At 62.2% G+C, this 15,323-nt stretch carries 9 protein-coding genes and 1 CRISPR repeat array; of the genes, 2 read left to right on the top strand and 7 right to left on the bottom strand.

Going from position 1 to position 15,323, the window contains the following annotated elements; all coding sequences use genetic code 11:
- Positions 1–82: 82 nt before the first annotated feature.
- The 4 genes from DQG18_RS15365 to DQG18_RS15350 all read right to left on the bottom strand — a co-directional run bounded on the left by DQG18_RS15365 (position 83) and on the right by DQG18_RS15350 (position 7,790).
- Positions 83–1,696: a peptide ABC transporter substrate-binding protein gene (locus tag DQG18_RS15365; protein WP_116655145.1), complete on the bottom strand. Its 1,614-nt coding sequence runs from the start codon at positions 1,694–1,696 to the stop codon at positions 83–85.
- A gap of 152 nt (positions 1,697–1,848) precedes the next feature.
- Entirely contained in the window at positions 1,849–3,150 is a 1,302-nt protein-coding gene (locus DQG18_RS15360) for an acetyl-CoA C-acetyltransferase (protein ID WP_245958500.1), read from the bottom strand.
- Complete coding sequence (locus tag DQG18_RS15355) at positions 3,147–5,114, bottom strand: 3-hydroxyacyl-CoA dehydrogenase NAD-binding domain-containing protein (protein ID WP_116655128.1); 1,968 nt, start codon at positions 5,112–5,114, stop codon at positions 3,147–3,149. The genes DQG18_RS15360 and DQG18_RS15355 overlap by 4 nt, the downstream gene beginning before the upstream one ends.
- A 198-nt stretch (positions 5,115–5,312) precedes the next feature.
- Positions 5,313–7,790: an acyl-CoA dehydrogenase gene (locus DQG18_RS15350; RefSeq protein WP_116655127.1), complete on the bottom strand. Its 2,478-nt coding sequence runs from the start codon at positions 7,788–7,790 to the stop codon at positions 5,313–5,315.
- 331 nt (positions 7,791–8,121) lie between these two features.
- Between DQG18_RS15350 and DQG18_RS15345 the strand changes: the two genes are divergently transcribed.
- The gene (locus DQG18_RS15345; protein ID WP_198669798.1) at positions 8,122–9,837 is read left to right on the top strand and encodes a long-chain-fatty-acid--CoA ligase; all 1,716 of its coding nucleotides are present in this window, start codon (positions 8,122–8,124) and stop codon (positions 9,835–9,837) included.
- Positions 9,809–10,237 carry a MerR family DNA-binding protein gene (locus DQG18_RS15340; protein ID WP_211199065.1) on the top strand — a complete coding sequence of 143 codons (429 nt, stop codon included), beginning with the start codon at positions 9,809–9,811 and terminating at the stop codon, positions 10,235–10,237. Before DQG18_RS15345 ends, DQG18_RS15340 begins: the two co-directional genes overlap by 29 nt.
- 202 nt (positions 10,238–10,439) lie before the next feature.
- Here the strand turns inward: DQG18_RS15340 and DQG18_RS15335 are convergent, their stop codons facing one another.
- The 3 genes from DQG18_RS15335 to DQG18_RS15325 form a co-directional block, all read right to left on the bottom strand.
- Positions 10,440–12,653: an EAL domain-containing protein gene (locus DQG18_RS15335; protein WP_116655126.1), complete on the bottom strand. Its 2,214-nt coding sequence runs from the start codon at positions 12,651–12,653 to the stop codon at positions 10,440–10,442.
- 179 nt (positions 12,654–12,832) lie between these two features.
- Positions 12,833–13,270: an RrF2 family transcriptional regulator gene (locus DQG18_RS15330; protein WP_116655142.1), complete on the bottom strand. Its 438-nt coding sequence runs from the start codon at positions 13,268–13,270 to the stop codon at positions 12,833–12,835.
- A gap of 469 nt (positions 13,271–13,739) precedes the next feature.
- The gene (locus tag DQG18_RS15325; RefSeq protein WP_116655125.1) at positions 13,740–14,489 is read right to left on the bottom strand and encodes a bestrophin-like domain; all 750 of its coding nucleotides are present in this window, start codon (positions 14,487–14,489) and stop codon (positions 13,740–13,742) included.
- A gap of 211 nt (positions 14,490–14,700) precedes the next feature.
- A CRISPR array of direct repeats spans positions 14,701–15,198; the repeat unit is 36 nt; unit sequence GTTGCCGTTGGACCGCGTTTTCTGAACTGCTAGGCT.
- Between the last annotated feature and the right edge of the window lie 125 nt (positions 15,199–15,323).

Below are 15,323 nucleotides of genomic sequence, written 5' to 3'. Positions count from 1 at the left end.
CACGAGGTGAGGCAATCGGCGGATGATCATTAGGGAATACGTACCGCCGGCAAGAAAGCCGGCGGTACGCTTGGGTCAAGCCTTATTCCGACTTGGACATGTAACGCACGAGGTGACGGTCCACCGCGTTGTCCTCGAAGCCCGAGATGGAGGGCGACACAACCCACTTGGACACATAGAAGTAGATCGGCAGCACGCCGAACTCATCCATGGCGATCGCCTCGGCCTCGTGCATCAGCGCTGCGCGGGCTTCCAGGTCGAGCTCGGTTGCGGCTTCGGCGAGCAGGGCATCGTACTCGGTGTTGGAGTAGCGGCCATAGTTGTTGCCCCAGTTGATACCGTCGCCCTGCGAGACACCGGACTTCAGGAGATCGAGCATGTTGGAAGCATCGTCATAGTCCATCAGCCAGCCGGCGCGGCCGATCTGGAAATCGCCGGCCTGGAGCGCATCGTAGTGCGGTCCCACCTCGGCGTTGAACAGCTCGATATTCACACCCAGAGGCTCCCACATCGCGCCGATCGCGACGGCAATCCGGCGGTGGTTCTCATTGGTGTTGTAGCGCAGTTGCAGGTTGAGCGGATTATCCGGGCCGAAGCCCGCTTCTTCCATCAGCGCCTGGGCGCGTTCGACGCGGGCGCCATAGTCCTCGCTCGCCCAGTCGGGCATGTAGGCTTCGCCCTCATAGTTGGAGGTGCCCGGCGGGACCCAGCCATAGGCCGGCAATTCGCCCGTGCCCAGAACGTCCGGACCGATGACCTCGCGGTTGATCGAGATCGAGAGCGCCTCGCGCACCCGTACATCGGCCAGAGCCGGATCGGTCTGGTTCATGACGTAGTAGTATACACCCAGGAACGGCGCGACGTGCGCTTCACCCGGATACTGGTCCTGAAGCAACTGGTACTGGTCAGCCGGGAAGCTCGAAAGAATATCGAACTCACCCGCGCGATAGCGGTTGAGCGCGGCATTGTCGTCTTCGGTGATGTGGTAGATCACCTCATCGATCTGCACGTTGGCCGCGTCGTAATAATTCTCGTTCTTGACCGAACGGATAAACGAGCCCGGCACCCATTCGACCGGCGTGTAAGGACCGTTGCCGACGATATTTTCCATGGCGGTCCACTGGTCGCCGACCTCGTCGATGACATGGGCCGGAACCGGATAGGCCGTGTAGTGGGCGAGCGCCGCCAGCAAATAGGGGGTCGGCGCGTTGAGCGTGATCTCGACGGTCTTGTCATCGAGCGCCTTGACGCCCAGTTCGTCGAAATCGGTGATCTCGCCGGAGTTGATCGCCTCGGCGTTCTCGATGAAGTGCATCAGATACGCATAGTCGGCCGCCTTGGCGGGGTCCTGCATGCGCTGGGCGCCCACGACGAAATCGCGCGCCGTCACGGGCGTACCGTCGGACCACGTGATGTCGTCGCGCAGGGTGAAGGTATAGACGAGACCATCATCGGACACGTCGTAGGAAGCGGCCTGCCCCAGAATGGGCGAGCCCACCGCGTCAAGGGTCATCAGGCCCTCGATATAGTCACTGACCGGGCGGTCTTCCCAGTTGCCCGAAACCTGATGCGGATCGAGCGTGCGGGGATCGCCGCCATTATGCAGGTTGAGCGTTACGGCAAGCGCCGAGCCCGACATGGCCATAGCCATGAAACCGGCCAGAAGGCCGCCCTTTAGGACCGTTGCAAATTGCATGATGATCGTCTCCTTGAGATTGGACATTGATATATTTCCAGTCCATGGCCACCCGCGCGATAAAACGGGACGGCTCATATTGTCGGCCGGGAATTTCATCTCCCGCCCGGATGGAATGGAGCCTATCCCTGCCCAATTCCATTTGACAAGCACTAAAGCTGCCCCCTTTCCACGATCGCCGCAACACCCATGCCACCGGCTGTGCACACCGAGAGCAGTGCGCGTGATTTATCGAGCGTATTGAGCATCTTAGCGGTCATCCCCAGGATGCGCGCGCCCGTCGCCGCGAAGGGATGGCCATAGGCGAGCGAGGACCCGTAAACGTTGATTTTCTCGGTCGGAATGGCCCCCAGCGGCGTCTCGCGCCCGAGCACGTCGCGGTTGTACCCCGGGTCCTCCCACGCCTTGAGCGTGCACAGCACCTGCGCGGCGAACGCCTCGTGCAGCTCGAAAAGATCGATGTCGTCGAACGAAAGCCCCGAGCGGGCCATGAGGTTTGAAACCGCGATGGTCGGCGCCATCAGCAGCCCGTCCCCATGCGCGAAATCATTGGCCGAAACCGCGCCCATGGTGAGCCAGGCCAGAACCGGCAGCCCACGTTCCCTCGCCCACTCCTCGCTTGCCAGCAGCACCGAGGAGGCGCCATCGGTGAGCGGGGTGGAATTGGCCGCCGTCAGCGTGCCCTTGCCCGATTTCCTGTCGAAGGCGGGCTTCATCGCCGCCATCTTTTCAAGGCTGGTGTCGGGGCGGACATTGTTGTCCTTGAGGATACCGGCGCACGGCACCAGCAGGTCGTCGTGAAACCCCTCGTCATAGGCGCGAGCCGCGTTGAGATGGCTCCTGAGCGCCACTTCGTCCTGCGCCTCGCGGGTGATGCCCCATTCTTTCGCCATCAACTCGCAATGCTCGCCCATGGAAAGTCCGGTGCGTGGCTCTTGCGTCGAAGGAGCGACAGGCGCGATCTCGCCGAAATTGAAGCCCTTGAAAGCGGCCAGCTTTTCGCCTGTCGTCCGTGCGCGGGACAGCGCGATCATGCGCTTTTGCATTTTCGGCCCCAGCACCACCGGGCTGTCGGACACCGTGTCCGATCCGCCCGCAATGCCGCTCTCGATCTCACCGGTCGCGATCTTGGCGCCCAGCACCAGCGCCGCCTGAAGCGAGGTGCCGCAGGCGATTTGCATGGTCGTGCCGGGCGTAAAGGGCGACAGCCCCGCATCGAGCAGCGCCTCACGCGCGAGGTTGAAATCCCTTGAATGGGAAATGACCGACCCGGCCATCACCTCGCCCACCCGTTCGCCCTTGAGCCCGTATTTGTCGGCCAGCCCGCCGATGGCGGTCGAAAGCATCGAGAGATTGGATTCGTTTTCATAGCCCGTATAGGCGCGGCAAAACGGGGTGCGCGCGCTGCCCACGATGGCGACTTTCCTCAAGCTCTGTGTCATTGCGCTGCTCATGCCTTTCCATCCTGACGCGCCTTGAGCGGTCCGCCCAGGAACGGCGCGAACCCGGTGCCCAGGATCAGGCCGATATCGGCGAGGTCGGCACTTTCGACCACGCCTTCGGCGACGATCTCCTCGGTCATGTCGACCAGGGGCTGCACGAGGTCGCGGCCAAGGCCGGCAAGATTGCCATGGGCGGGCGCCTTGTCCTTGATCGGCTTGCCGTCTTCCCATTTGTAAAAGCCCTGGCCGGTCTTGCGGCCCAGCTTTCCGGCCTTCACCAGCTTGGCGAATTTTGAATCCTCGCGCACCGTCTGCCCCAGTTCGCGCGCCACCGATGCGCCGACATCGAGCCCGACCGTATCCATCAATTCTATGGGCCCCATCGGCATCCCGAAGGCGACGGCGGCTTCGTCGAGCTGCTCGGGGCTTTCGCCCTTTTCCACCCGGTCCACCGCCTCGAGCATGTAGGGCATCAGCGCGCGGTTGACCAAAAAGCCCGGCGCGGACTTGACCACCACCGGCGACTTGCCGATGGCGAGGACGAACGATGCGCCCTTGCGGATCGCCTCCTCGTCATTGAGTTTCGAGCGGATCACCTCGACCAGCGGCAATTGCGCGACCGGATTGAAAAAATGCAGTCCGATCAGCCGTGAGGGGTTATCGAGCTTTTCCGTGATGCGTTCGAGTTCGATGGAGGAGGTGTTGGTCGCCATGATCGCGTCGGGTCTCATGCGCTTTTCGGCATCCGCGAAAATCTGCTGCTTGACCTCGAGCTTTTCGACCACCGCCTCGATCAAGACGTCGGCGCGCGGAATGCCCTTGCCCTCGACGTCCGCTTCGAGCCGGGACATGGCGGCATCGACCGCCTGTTTTGTCTTCAGGCGCTTCTTGAACAGCTTTTTGGCGCGGTCGAGCGCCGGGGTGATGCGCTCCATATCCATGTCCTGCAAGGTCACGCCAAGCCCGCGCAGCGCGCACCAGGCGGCGATATCCCCGCCCATGACGCCCGCACCAACCACATGTACGCGGGCGAATTTGGGCTTCTCCTTGCCGCGCAGCCCGAGCTTTTTGAGGCTTTCGGACAAAAAGAACACCCGACGCAAATTCTGCGCGGTGGGCGATGCCATCAGAGGCACGAAGGCATCGATCTCGGCCTTCATCATCGCCTTTGGATTGTCGCCATACTTCTCGAACAGATCGATCAGCGCGAAGGGCGCCGCGTAGTGGTCCTTGTTGACCTTTTTCCCCGTCTCGGCCCGCATCTTTTCGACAACCCGGCCCCGCACAGGGCCCAGGGCCATGACGCGTTTGGAAAGAGGCGCGGGAGGCGATTTGCGCTTTGAAAGCACCGCTTTTCGCGCCTCCCAGCGCAGCATGTCGGGATGCCTTACAAGCTTGTCGACAAGGTTTGCCCGCCTTGCCGCCCGCGCCGAAAGATTGCGCCCGGTCAGCATCAACTGCATGGCATCGACCGGCCCCGCCTGCCGGATCGAGCGGCCCGTCCCGGCAAAGCCGGGGAAGATGCCGAGCCTGACCTCGGGAAAGCCCAGCTTGGTCGTCTCGTCATCGACCGCGATGCGATAATGCGAAGCCAGCGCCAGCTCCAGCCCGCCCCCGACGCAAAACCCCGAAATCCCCACGACAAACGGCACCGGCAAATCCTCGATGCGCTGGAACAGCGCATGGGTGAACCGCAAAGCCTCGGGCAGCACCGCCGGATCGCTCATCGCATCGAATTCGGAAATATCGGCTCCCGCGATGAAACCGGCCTTGCCCGAAAGCAGCGTCACGCCGGCAATGGCCTTTTCCCTCGCCAACTCTTCGATGTGGGTCACGACCGCATCAAGCTCGGTCAGCACCTCGCGGCTCAGCACGTTGACCGGCGAATCCGCAACGTCCAGCGTCAGCCAGCCGATCTGCTCGACATCGACCGCAAAGCGCCAGTGGCGGAGGTTTGAAAGATCGGATTGTGCCAAGGCTTTTCCTTTCAGTTCGCCGGATTCGAGCGTGTGGCTTCACCCCTCCCCAGCCCTCCCCATCAAGGGGAGGGTGCTTCCTTCGCGCGACTGTCTCCAAACGCACAAGGCCAGCACCTCCCCCCTTGTGGGGGAGGAGGGAGGGGGGATTCGGCGATAGCCGAAATCGCTTGCGATATCGCTTCTCCCGCCATCCCCCTACTCCGCCGCTGCATCGAGTGCGGGCGCCGCTTGCACCCGCGCCAGTTCATCGGGCGCAAAATCGTCGACCTTGATGACACGATCCGTCGCCTCATCCGCCGCGCGCATGATGGCGGCTTCATCGAGCGTCAAGACGCCCGCCGCCACTGCATCCTCGATGGCGTCACGGTCGAGCCGGCGCTGGATTTCGCCCTTCTTGATGGCGCGGAAGAACTTCTTTTCGATTTCCGCCGCCGCTTCGACCCTCGTGAGCGCATCTTCGAGCATGCCCATGCGGTCGTTGGGATCGAAGCTGACATAGACCCCGCGCGTCAGCCGGTCACGCAGTACCGAATGCCCCAGCACCGAGCGGGCCAGCCGGAAGTTCTCGCGGTCCCGTGCCGGGCGCGCATGGCGTCCGAGCGGGAAAATGAAGAGGTTGAGCGCAAAACGCATGAAGGGGTTGGGGAAGTTGTCGATCACCTCGCCCAGCGCCTTTTCCACCCCCGCGATGCGGTCGCGCGCGATGGCGTCGATGATCGCGATGTCCTCGGGCATCCGCCCGTCGTCCTCGAAGCGCTTGAGCGCCGTCGAGAGCAGGTAAAGCTCGGAGAAGGCATCGGCCATGCGGCCCGAAAGCATCTGCTTGCGTTTCAGATCCCCGCCAAGGAACGCAACCGTCCAGTCCGCGGCCAGCGCAAAGCTTTGGCTATAGCGATGCAACTGCCGGTACCATCCCTTCAATTCGTGTTCCACCGGGCTCGAAGCGAAGCGCCCGAAGGTGAGATTGTGCCAGAAGGACGCGATCATGTTGCGCAGCATGAAGCCGATATGGCCCGAGAACGCCGTGTCGAACGCCAGAAGGCCCGTCTTTTTATCGGGGTTCTGGGCTGCCTCCACTTCCTTCAAAAGATAGGGATGCGCCCGCAGTGCCCCTTGCGCAAAGGTGATGAGCGTGCGGGTGAGGATGTTGGCGCCCTCGACGGTAACGGCGACGGGAACGTTGGAATAGCCCGAGAAAAGATAGTTGGAGGGCCCATCCTGCACGGCGCGCCCGCCATGGATGTCCATGGCATCGTCGATCCGGTGCCGCATCTCGTCGGTCGTGCGGTATTTGAGCGCCGCTGAAATCACTGCGGGCTTTTCCCCATCATCGACGATGGCCGCGGTCATGGCGCGCGACGCCTCGAACTGATAGGCGGACTTGACCAGCCGCGCCAGCCCCTCGCCCACGCCCTCCATCATGCCGATGGCGATGCCGAACTGGCGGCGGATGCGCGCATAGGTCGAGGTGGCGCGCAACGCGGCCTTGATCGAGATGGTGCCGATGGCGGGCAGCGAAATGGCGCGGCCCGTGGCAAGGCACTCCATCAGCATGCGCCAGCCCTGCCCGGCATATTCGGTGCCCCCGATCAGGAAATCGAGGGGGATAAAAACGTCCTTGCCCGAGGTCGGCCCGTTCATGAACGCGGCGCGCGCCGGGAAATGGCGGCGGCCGATGACGACGCCGGGATAATCGGCCGGCACCAGCGCCAGCGTGATGCCCACCTCCTCGCCCTTGCCCAGATGGTTGTCGGGATCATAAAGGATGAAGGCGATGCCGAGCAGCGTTGCGATGGGCGCGAGCGTTATGTAGCGCTTGTCCCATGAGAGGCGCACGCCGAGTGCGGTCTTGCCCTCATATTCGCCATAGGTGACGACACCCACATCGCGCATCCCCGCCGCGTCGGACCCGGCATGCGGGCCGGTGAGCGCAAAGCAGGGAACCTCCTCGCCTTTGGCCAGCCGCTGGAGATATTTGCCCTGCTGCTCGGGGGTGCCGTATTTTTCAAGCAGTTCGCCCGGCCCGAGCGAATTGGGAACCATGACGGTGATCCCCGCAGCGACCGAGCGCGAGGCGATCTTTGAGACCACCTGGCTCTGCGCCTGCGCGGAAAAGCCCAGCCCCCCATGCTCCTTGCCGATGAGCATGCCGAAAAAGCCCTTGTCCTTCAAAAACTGCCAGACCTCGGGCGGCAGGTCCATGCGGTTGTGGCGCGTGTCCCAGTCATCGATCATCGCGCAGACCTCCTGGCAAGGCCCGTCGAGGAACGCCTGTTCTTCTTCGGTGAGATCGGGCTTGCGGATATCGAGGAGCCTCGACCAGTCGGGGCGGCCCGAAAAGATCTCGGCGTCCCAGCCCACGGTCCCCGCATCGAGCGCTTCGCGTTCGGTGGACGAGATGCGCGGCAGGACGGACCTGACGATCTTATAGGCCGGGCCGGTCAGAACCATCCGGCGCACCGCCCCGATCGAGAGCAGCCCCAGGATAACCGCCGGCAGAAGCGCGAAAATCCAGCCCACGGCGGAAGTGGAAAAGGCCAGCCCCTCCTCGGGGCGCAGCATCGCCAGACCGCCGACGACGAGCGCTGCGAGCGCCCACTGCCAGAGCGGGGACTGGCGGATGGCCAGAACGAAAAATGCAACGATTCCGAGAACCAACAGTGCCCAAGCCATCAGGCGGACCTCCTCGACTGACCGGCGGCGGGATCGGCGGCCCGCCAGGCCGGCAGGTTCCAGTTGCGGACGCTTTTACGCGCCATCATCTAAAAACATACACGTATGGACGTTAACGTCAATCTAATACCCATTACGTCATTGCCCGCTATCCGGATAAAATCCAAACGCCCGACCGGCCTGTCCGTTGCAACTCCGGTCCTCACACCCACGTTACGCTCCAAATGCGTCAATCACCCTGCCACACGTAAGCAGTTTGACGTTAACGTAAGCCTATGACATATTTTTAGCGAGGAGAAGGGCAAAAAGCCCGCCCGGAGGGAGAGATGACATGATCGACGCCGCGCCCGCAGCCACCCACCAATGGATAAAATCCTATCCCGAGGGCATCGAGTGGGAGACCGACATCGACACCACCCCGGTCCATGAACAATTCCTCGCCGCGTGTGCCAAGATGGGCGATGCGACGGCGCTGGATTTTCTGGGCGCCACCACCAGCTTTCGCGCGCTGGGCGCAAAGGTCAACGCGCTGGCCGGCGCGCTCCAGAAGGATATGGGCATCAGGAAGGGCGACCGGGTCGCGCTGCTCCTGCCCAATACCCCTTATTTCGTCATCGCCTATTTCGCCGTGCTGCGCATCGGGGCGACGGTCGTCAACTGCAACCCGCTCTATTCCATGGGCGAGCTCAGCCACATCGTTTCCAATTCCGGCGCCGACGTGATGATCACGCTCGATCTCAAGGTGACCTTCGACAACGCTGAAAAACTGGTCGCCCAGGGACTGGTCAAAAAGCTCGTCGTCGCCCACTTCCCCGACGCCCTGCCCGGCCTCAAGAAATTCCTTTATAAGCTCGCCAAGCGCGGCGACCTCGCCTATCCGGACCGCTCCCCGGCGGCGGGCGCGGTAATCGGCTTTGACGGTCTCGTTTCAAAGAACCTCGCGCCCGATCCCGTCGGGATCGACCCCGACAAGGACGTCGCGGTCCAGCAATATACCGGCGGCACCACCGGCACGCCCAAGGGCGCCATGCTCAGCCACGCCAACATCGCGGCCAATATGAGCCAGATCGACAAATGGGGCGACGGGCTGTTCTATCCACCCTCCAAGATCATCGCAGTGCTGCCCTTTTTTCATATTTTCGCAATGACAGTGTGCCTCAACGTGCCGCTGTGCTCGGGCGCGCAGGTCATTATGCTGCCGCGCTTCGAGATGAAGGCCTTCCTTTCCACCCTCAAGCGCACGCGCGCCAATGTCCTGCCCGCCGTACCCACCCTCCTCCATGCGCTCGCCACCAAACCCGAGGCGACGCCCGAACTGCTCTCCTCGATCGAGGTGGCGATTTCCGGCGGGGCGGGCCTGCCCGGCGAAACCCGCGACGCCTTTGCGCAAAAATCCAAGGCCCTGCTCGCCGAGGGCTATGGCCTGACCGAAACCTCCCCCGTCGTTGCCTGCGCGGCATTGCGCAAGCCATCAAAGCGCGGCTCGATCGGCCTGCCGGTTCCGGGTACGGACGTCAAATTCGTGAGCCTCGATGACCCTGACGTCGAGGTCGCCCAGGGCGAGCGGGGCGAACTGGCCGTCAAGGGGCCGCAGGTGATGTTGGGCTATTACAACGACGAAGAGGCCACGCGCGAAGTCTTCAACGCCGATGGTTATCTGCGCACCGCCGATGTCGGCTATATGGACGAGGACGGTTATCTCTTCCTTGTCGACCGCATCAAGGACCTCATCATCTGCTCGGGCTTCAACGTCTATCCGCGCGCCATCGAGGATGCCATCTACAAGCATCCGGCGGTGGACGAGACCAATGTGATCGGCGTAAAGGACGAATATCGTGGCGAGGCTCCCGTCGCCTATGTCAAGCTCAAGCTTGGGGAAACCCTTGACGAGAAGGGCCTCAAAACCTTCCTCAAGGACCACCTCTCCAAGCTCGAAATGCCCCGCGAGATCATCTTCCGTGACGAGTTGCCCAAGACCATGATCGGCAAGCTCTCGAAAAAGGACCTGCGAGAGGAATATGAACGCACTCAAGGCAAAGGAGCGTGAGGTGAACAAGGTCGAGGTGGAAAAGCCCGAACTTTTCGCAATCGCCGATCTGGCAAAAGAATTCGGCATCTCGACCCGCGCCATCCGCTTTTACGAAACCAAGGGCCTGCTCCAGCCCGAGCGGGTCGGCAACACCCGCGTTTTCCGTCGCCGCGACCGGGCAAGGTTGATCCTGATCCTGCGCGGCAAGCGGCTGGGCTTTTCGCTGCGCGACATCCAGGAATACCTTGCCCTTTACGACGCCGACAGCTCGCAAACCGCCCAGCACACCCTGCTGATCGAAAAGATCGACGAACGCCTCGCCCTGCTGCGCACCCAACTCGACGATCTCCAGACCACGATTACGGAACTGACCGAGATCCGGCAACTGGCCGATGAAAGGCTGAGAACCAGCGGGTAGAACCGGGCTGCAACAACATTCGGGCGTTTTGTAGCAACATCGCTGCCCCTCACCCCCAACCCCTCTCCCACGGGGGGAGAGGGGGGCTCGTAAACCGCGCACTCTCAGCGCCGCCCTTCTCCCCTCGTGGGAGAAGGTGGGCTTTTGCGTAGCAAAAGGTCGGATGAGGGGGTAGCGATGCTGGCCCGGGCCACAAATGCGGCTAAGCGCTGCGCCGCGAGACGGCAGGCCCGCTCATCCAGCCTTCAAGACTTTCCCGGTCCAGCGGGCGCGAATAGTGGTAGCCCTGATGCACGGTGCAGCCGAGCGCGGTGAGGAACCGCCGTTGCGCGTCGTTTTCGACGCCCTCGGCCACCACGGTCATGCCGAGGCTCTGCCCGATGCATACCACCGCCGTCACCACCGCCTGCGCGGTCGCGTCGTCCTCGATCCGGTCCATGAAGCTGCGGTCGATCTTGAGTTCGGTCACCGGCAGCCGCGCGAGCAGCGACAGGCTCGAATGTCCGGTGCCGAAATCGTCCATAGAGAGCCTGACGCCCATCTTCGCAAGCTTGCGGACGTTTTCAACGACCGCCGGCGTCTCCTCGAGCATCACACCCTCGGTGATCTCGATGGTTATGTCAGAGGGCGCGAGCCCATGGGCATCGAGGCTGGCGGCAATAAGGGCGCAGAAACCGGTATTGCGGAACTGATGGGGCGATATGTTGACCGAAATCGCCGGGACCATGAACCCCCGCGCGCGCCAGTCGGCAAGCTGTGCGCAGGCCGAACGTATCGCCCAGCCGCCGATGGCCTCGATCAGCCCGACCTGCTCGGCTATAGGGATAAACCGTGCCGGGCTCACCACGCCCAATTCGGGGTGCGTCCAGCGCGCCAGCGCCTCGACCCCGTATATCCGCCCGCTCTGGCAATCGACCTGCGGCTGATAGACCAATTCAAGCTCATCGCACGCGATGGCCTCGCGCAGCGCCGTGCCCAGCACCAGCCGCGTCTTGTTGAGGACCTGCATGGCCGGATCGAAGAATTTATAAGAACCCCGCGCCTTGGCCTTGGCCTCGAACATCGCCGTCTCACAGTGGCGCAACAGCCCGTCCACATCCTGCCCGTCCTCGGGATAAAGCGCGATCCCCACGCTCGAGGAAAGGGGCAGCGCAACCCCCGACGTCTCGAAGGGCTGGAGCAACGCTTCGATTATCCCGCGCGCGTGCCGTTCCGCCCCTTCGCGATCCGCATCGATGGCGATGACAAAGGCATCGCCGTTGAGCCGGCACACCTCGCCCCGGTAAGAAACATGATCGGCCAGCCGTTTTGCCGCCGCCGAAAGAATGGCATCGCCCACAGGCGCCCCGAACGCATCATTGATATCCTTGAGCCGATCGATGTCGACGCATAGAAATGCGGTCCGTGTCTGGCGCCTGGCGTCGCGGCTGAATCTGTCACCAAGCTTGCGGCGCAGCGAGGCCCGGTTCTGCAATCCGGTAAGGGCATCGAAATAGGCCAGGCGATTGATCCGGGTCTTGGCCTCATCGCGTTCGATCGCCATGCCGCACAGATGGACGCACGTATCGACGATCTGCCGATGCCAGGGGCTGGGGTCGCGGTCCTGGGCGAAATAGAACGCAAAGGTCCCCGCCACCTTGCCGTCGCGCATGATCATCGGCGTCGACCAGCACGCATTGAACCCGGATTTCGAGAGCCGTTCCCCGACCCCGGCCCAGGCCGGATTTGTGCCGATGTTGCGCGAAACCACATCCTTTTTCCCAAACGCCGCCGCCCCGCACGCCCCGACATCGGGCCCGATAGCAAGCCCGTCGACACCATCCGAGACGAATGCGGGCAACGAGGGGGCGGCAAGGGGGCGCAGGCGACCTTCTCCATCGACCGCGAGCACCGAGCACACAACGTCGGGCGCCAGTGCCTCGACCTGCGAACAGATGAACGTCATCAGCTCGGCCAGCGGCACATCGCGCGCCAGCGCCTCGAGGACCTCTCGCTGAAGAACCTGAAGACGCTTGGCATTGGTGATATCGGTAAGCATGCCCACGACATGGGTAAACTTGCCCGCCGCATCGAACACCGGCTCCACCCGCGCCGACACCCAGATCGGGTCGCCCCCCTTGGTGTGCAGCAACAAATCGTCGTGAAAAAACGCCCCGTCCCGTCCCGAATGGCTCGCCCGCTCGTGGAGCTTGGCATCGGTCAGCGGCCCGGCCAGCAACTCCCATGGCGGGATCATGCTGACATCGTCCAGCGTATAACCGAACATGGCGGTAAAGGCGGCATTGACGTAGCATACGTTCCGCTCGGCGTCCGAAACGATGACCGCCCGGTCGGTGAGCGAAATCACCATTTCGATATAGGCGAGCGTTTCCGCCCGATTATCATGCCGGCTCTGTGCCTGTGGACCGTTGTGCATCCGCCGCCCACACCCCTCATTTGCGTTTGGCGGCTCCCCCCGCCTTGCACAACTGTGCCGGGCAAGGCATTAACGATTTCTGTTTTTGTTTTTCCCGGCCGGGGCGCGATTGCGCCTTGGGTTAACCAAACGCTACGCGCAACCGTTCAATTCCTCTGCCAGCCGACGGGTCGGATGGCTCAGGAAGCGATCTGCGCGATGCGGGGCGTGGCCGCTGCGTCCGCGATCGTGGTTGAATCGAGCACCTTGCGCGTGGCATCGGCCACATGCGCAAAGACCTTCCGGGTCTCGCAACTCGTCTCGTCAACGCAATCGGCACATCTGCGATAGGCGGTAATCGAAAGGCACGGCAGGGGCGCAATCGGCCCGTCGATGATGCGCAGCACCTCGCCATAGGTGATCTTGTCGGCAGGCCGCAGCAACACATAGCCCCCTCCCTTGCCGCGCTTGGACGCCAGCAAGCCGTGCCGCTTGAGATCGAGCAGGATCTGCTCGAGGAATTTCTTGGGGATTCTGTGCTCGCGCGCAATGTCGGAGATGACGAGCGGCTCTGTCTGCGGCGCGCGGGCAAGGGCAACCAGGGCCCTTAGCGCATATTTGGCCTTCTGCGAAATCATCGAATGAGGGGGCACCTTGCCATGTTGGACACGGTCCATTGCAAAAAGTCTATAGACTTGGTCAACTATAAGACCTCCACCACCGAAGCGCAACGCTAGAACAATTCCTGTTTTGACGGAATCAAAACAGGAGCTCCAAGTCTTTGATTTGTCGCGTTCCGAACCGGATAGGTGGTGCCCGCTTATCCTGAAAGCTCACATCTAGGCGGGGTTTCGGGGCATTTACCTTAATACCGGCCGCCCGGTTGCAGCGTTAGGTGTTTGATCCCGGGCTTTGATGGAAACGGCCTGCCGCGGCGGTTGAGGGCGGATCGTTCTGGCTTCGGGGAACAAGCCGCGAACGACATTGGTGGTTTTGGCGCTGATATGCGCGCCATCTCCATCCCCCCCCCCGAGACGGACTCCCGGAGACCGGCGCAGCACACAAGCTATCCTCCCGATCTTCGATTTCGTCAAATCCTGAACGGGCCTAAACGGCATCGATCGCCTCGAAGGGGATCGCCAGGTGCGTATAGGGATTGATGTGAATGCCCAGCACCCAAAGGCTGGCGACGACCACGATTCCGTAAATCCAGAGCGCATTGAAGCCGGCCACCGGGCGGTCGAGATGGCAGGCTCCGATTGTGGTCATGCTCATGACCGTCAAAATGACGACCAGATACCATTTTGCCTCGTCGACAACGCTTTCGCCCACTCCCAACCGGGCGTTGCGCGCATCCTGTAATTCATCGAAATCGTTCACCGCCTTGTCGACGAGGGCCTCCGGCGCCTCGCCATAGGCAAGATCGATGATGGCCAGCCTTATGGCCTGAAGGGCATCATCCACCCCCGTATGGGGCCTGCTGTTGAGACCGGCACCCCATTCGTCCGTGGTGACGAGAGCGACATAGTCGATAATTGCCTCGCGCAATTCGGGAATATCGAGCGCTTGCGTATCCGCCATGCCGACGAGGCGCATGACCGAGGACCGCTCGGCAAACGCCGCTTTGTCCGCATCCGCGCGCAAGGTCCAGACATCGGCCGCGGCGAATCCGAGCGCCAGCGCCCAGGCGGTCGCCACCGTACTGATAAAGGTCGCCACCGGCACCGCCATCGAGGACGTCCTGAACGCACGGCGCAGCCCAAAGAGCAGCAACATGGCCACGCCCGTGCCGACAACGACGAACAGCACGATCGCCAGCAAAAGCTGCACCGGAGGCAGTGAAAGGATGGAATGCAATTGAACGCCCCCGATTCTGATTCACCGGCAGACTGACAACACACCCACGCGCTGTCCAGACAAAGAGTTTCATGCAACGGGAAATTTCAGATGGGATGGCTGCGGAGGCTCGAAGGGCACGGGCCTCCGCAGCCAGGGAGGGCAGGTTGCTATTGGGCGACGTTCTTTCAACTGCTAGATTTTGCGCGCGTCGAATTGGAACAACTACCCGGTTGCCGTTGGACCGCGTTTTCTGAACTGCTAGGCTCGCGCCCGGCACCATCACCATTGGCAAGCCGTTGCCGTTGGACCGCGTTTTCTGAACTGCTAGGCTAGCGTCAGGAATCGCTCGCGCTCGTTTTCGGTTGCCGTTGGACCGCGTTTTCTGAACTGCTAGGCTGGTAAGGAGGCGGTTCATGGGGTGGCCTCGGTTGCCGTTGGACCGCGTTTTCTGAACTGCTAGGCTGCCTTTGAGGAAAGCTTGATCGTTCTGTCAGTTGCCGTTGGACCGCGTTTTCTGAACTGCTAGGCTTCGACATCCGCGATGACGACTACGCCGATGGTTGCCGTTGGACCGCGTTTTCTGAACTGCTAGGCTAAATCGACTGCCGGTCGAGGGCTTGCCCCGGTTGCCGTTGGACCGCGTTTTCTGAACTGCTAGGCTTCTTGAGTCCTTCGCGCACAGCGGGCCAGAGTTGCCGTTGGACCGCGTTTTCTGAACTGCTAGGGTAAGCCTCCGTTGAGAGCCGCCTTGGCTTGCGCGATCGGTCTGATAGCTGACTGTCGGTATGGATATCTTTACAGATAGAAGCCGTGTCGAGCGGCTCGAGATCGTGGATACGGGCCGGCGCCGTC

The organism is Pelagibacterium sediminicola (genome assembly GCF_003390885.1).
GTDB lineage: Bacteria > Pseudomonadota > Alphaproteobacteria > Rhizobiales > Devosiaceae > Pelagibacterium > Pelagibacterium sediminicola.
The sequence above is the reverse complement of the archived record's forward strand: the minus strand, read 5'-3'. Positions and strand labels throughout refer to the sequence as shown.